The sequence below is a fragment of the Burkholderia sp. genome (genome assembly GCF_018375725.1).
Lineage (GTDB): Bacteria > Pseudomonadota > Gammaproteobacteria > Burkholderiales > Burkholderiaceae > Burkholderia.
On the sequence record NZ_JAHACR010000426.1, the window covers coordinates 1 to 2,689 of the forward strand.

Consider the following 2,689-nt stretch of genomic DNA (forward strand, 5'->3'; position numbering starts at 1 on the left):
GCCGGCTCGAACGGAAACAGGCACAGCATGTGATCGACGGCCTTGACGACCTTCTTGATCCGGCCGCCGCGCCAGGCCCAGATGGACGGGCAGACGAAATGGATCGACGGAATGCCGGCGTCGCGCACCGCCTGCTCGACGCTGAAATTGAAATCCGGCGCGTCGACGCCGATGAACGCATCGGGCGGTTCGGCGAGCAGTTGCCGCTTCAGCTCGCCGCGAATCCGGAGGATCTCCGGAATCTGGCCCAGCGCCTCGACGTAACCCCGCACGGTCAGCTTGTCCATCTGCCAGTGCGAATCGAAGCCCTGCGCAATCATGCGCGCACCGCCGATCCCGTCATACCGCGTCGATGCCGGCAGCCGTTCGCGCAACCCGCCGAGCAGCGATGCCGCGAGCAGGTCGCCCGACGGTTCGCCCGCCACCATCGCGAGGCGCAACTGGTTGGTCGGAAGTGGCATTGCTTAGCGAATGATGCCGCGTTGCGACGCGTTGATGAACGTTACGAGCGCCTTGACCGGCGCATCGCCGTCGCCGCCGGCATCGGCCAGCTCGCGCAACTGCGTCTTCGCTTCCTCGAGCGACAGGCCGTTCTTGTACAGGAGACGGTATGCGCTGCGCAGCGCCGAAATCGCGTCCGCCGAGAAGCCGCGGCGGCGCAGCCCTTCGACGTTGATGCCATGCGGCTCGGCCTTGTTGCCCGCCGCGATCACGAACGGCGGCACGTCCTGCACGAGCGCCGATGCGCCGCCCAGCATCGCATGCGCGCCGATCCGCACGAACTGGTGCACGCCGGACATCCCGCCGACGATTGCCCAGTCGCCGACCTCGACGTGGCCAGCCATCTGCGCGTTGCTCGACAGGATCACATGATTGCCGATGCGACAGTCGTGCCCGATGTGCACATAAGCCATGATCCAGTTGTCGTCGCCGAGCGTCGTGACGCCCGCGTCCTGGATCGTGCCGGTGTGGATCGTCGTGAATTCACGGATCGTGTTGCGATCGCCGATCACGAGCCGGGTCGGCTCGTCCTGGTACTTCATGTCCTGCGGACGGCCGCCGACCGACGCGTAGTGGCCGATACGGTTGTCCTCGCCGATCGTCGTGTGGCCCTCGATCACGCTGTGCGAACCGATCGTGGTGCGCGCGCCGATCCTGACGTGCGGCCCGACGATCGCATACGGGCCGATCTCGACCGATTCGTCGATCTGCGCGCCCGGTTCGACAATCGCCGTGGGATGAATCCTGGTCATGCGCCGTTGCCTCTCAATATGTTTAATCGCGTTGCGATGCCTTGCGTGCCGCGTCGCTCAGGGCGCCGCGTCGGCCGTCTTGACCGTGCACATCAGTTCCGCTTCCGCCGCGACCTTGCCATCCACTTCCGCCACCGCCTTGAACTTCCAGATGCCGCGGATATAGCGCTCGAATGCCACGTTCAGGATCAGCTGATCGCCCGGCTCGACCACGCGCTTGAAGCGCGCACCGTCGATGCCGACGAAGTAGTACAGCGTGTTTTCCGGATCCTTCGGCTGCTCTTCCGAGAAGGTCAGCAGTGCGGCCGCCTGCGCGAGCGCCTCGAGGATCAGCACGCCCGGCATCACCGGCCGCTTCGGGAAATGCCCCGTGAAGAACGGCTCGTTGATCGTCACGTTCTTCAGTGCCTTGATGCTCTGGTGCGGCTCGAGCTCGAGCACGCGGTCGACGAGCAGAATCGGATAGCGATGCGGCAGCAGCGTGAGGATCTTGTGGATGTCGAGATTGATTTTTTCAGTGCTCATGATGGTTCGTCTCACGCAGAGGCTGCGCGGTGGTGAAGCAAATGCGGGGCGGGCCGTGCACCGGCCCTGTTGGTCGAACCGGGCGGCACGCGCTGCCTGCCCGGTTCCCTGCGTTACGCGTCTGCGCCGCCCTGGGCGGCGAGCGCGGTTTCGAGCGCCTTGATGCGGTCGCGCAGCTTGTCGAGATTGCGCACAAGCGCGGCGCTCTTGTTCCAGTCGCCGTGGTCGACGGCCGGGAACGCGCTCGTATAGATGCCGGCCTTCGGCAGCGACTTCGAGACGCCCGACTTGGCCGTCACGATCACGTAGTCGCCAAGCGTCACGTGGCCGGCAATGCCGACTGCGCCGCCGATCATGCAGTGACGGCCGATCGTCGTGCTGCCGGCGATGCCCGCGCAGCCGGCGATCACCGTGTATGCGCCGATCCGGCAGTTGTGGCCGATCTGCACGAGGTTGTCGATCTTCACGCATTCCTCGATGACGGTGTCCGCCATCGCGCCACGGTCGATCGTCGTGTTCGCGCCGATTTCGACGTCCGGGCCGATCGACACGCCGCCGACCTGCGGAATCTTGACCCAGCTGCCGGTACGCGCGTCGCCTTCACCGGTGAAGTCGGGCGCAAAGCCGAAGCCGTCCGAGCCGATCACCGCGCCCGCCTGGACGATCGCGCGCGGCCCGATCCGGCAGCCGTGGTAGACCGTCACGTTCGGATACAGGCGGGAACCGGCGCCGATCTTCGTGCCGCGGCCGATGACGACGTTTGCATCGAGCTGCACGCCGTCCTCGATCACCGCGCCCGCCTCGATCGTCACGCGCGGGCCGATCACCGCAGTCGACGCGACCTGTGCGGACGGATCGATCGTCGCGCTCGGATGCACGCCCGCGGCGCGAGGCGGCGCAGCAAGATCGAT

At 66.2% G+C, this 2,689-nt stretch carries 3 protein-coding genes and 1 pseudogene; all 4 read right to left on the bottom strand.

Features of this window, described 5'->3' with window-relative positions; genetic code table 11:
- Positions 1-461, bottom strand: a pseudogene (locus KH616_RS23870) (lipid-A-disaccharide synthase); the annotation flags it as partial.
- Positions 462-464: 3 nt separating this feature from the next.
- Positions 465-1,253 (bottom strand): acyl-ACP--UDP-N-acetylglucosamine O-acyltransferase, encoded by a 789-nt coding sequence (gene lpxA, locus KH616_RS23875; protein WP_292253556.1) that lies wholly within the window; start codon positions 1,251-1,253, stop codon positions 465-467.
- A gap of 57 nt (positions 1,254-1,310) precedes the next feature.
- On the bottom strand, positions 1,311-1,778 hold the full coding sequence (fabZ, locus tag KH616_RS23880) for a 3-hydroxyacyl-ACP dehydratase FabZ (protein ID WP_292253558.1): 468 nt from the start codon (positions 1,776-1,778) through the stop codon (positions 1,311-1,313).
- 113 nt (positions 1,779-1,891) lie between these two features.
- Positions 1,892-2,689: UDP-3-O-(3-hydroxymyristoyl)glucosamine N-acyltransferase (lpxD, locus tag KH616_RS23885; RefSeq protein WP_292253561.1), on the bottom strand; the 798-nt coding region annotated here is incomplete at its 5' end.